Annotated in this window: 1 protein-coding gene; it reads right to left on the bottom strand. The window is 43.2% G+C overall.

Going from position 1 to position 651, the window contains the following annotated elements:
- Positions 1–594: ESPR-type extended signal peptide-containing protein (locus tag ACTXGO_RS15705; protein WP_443575176.1), on the bottom strand; the 594-nt coding region annotated here is incomplete at its 3' end.
- Positions 595–651 lie beyond the last annotated feature (57 nt).

Here is a 651-nt window from a genome sequence, read left to right as displayed (position 1 = left end):
GCCATTGGTAGTGGCATTTCCACTTGAACCGATAGCAACAGAACCAATTCCATTGGCAATTGGGCTATCTAAATTTGGAGATAAGCCACTACCAATAGCAACCCCACCTGCACCAGTAGATGTCGTAGGATTACTATTGAAATTTTGACCTATAATGACTGATAGATCACCACTCGCAATAATATCACTACCGATTGCTGTAGCCTGTGAACCTGATGCTGCAAGATTTGCACCTATTGCGATTGCCTCTGGACCTGAGGCACAAGCAATATTATTTAAAACATCATTTCCAATAGCTATCGAAGCAGATTCAGTACCAGAACCAGTAGTACCTCTTGTACAGTTGTTAAACGTTGTCCCACCGCCTGCCTCATAGCCTGCTACTACCTGCATACTAAATCCAGTAGCAGCCATCCCCACACACAACGCACTTAATTTTACTAGTCGTATGCTTCCTGCCATAGCGCCTGTAGAAGGACTAACGCCAGAACTGACAGCAGAACTTGAAGACTTGCCACGGCTCTTTGCATATTCTGCAACAGCCATAAAGCACCCTAATGATCTATTCCAAATTACTTTAAAATTGCGATTCATAGCGCTTCTTCCTTGAAATCCATAGAGACGATATAGGTCTATAGCCATTAATCTCGA

The sequence above is a fragment of the Psychrobacter sp. T6-1 genome (genome assembly GCF_052258445.1).
Note: the sequence above shows the minus strand (reverse complement) of the source record. Positions and strands in the feature narration are given on the sequence as shown.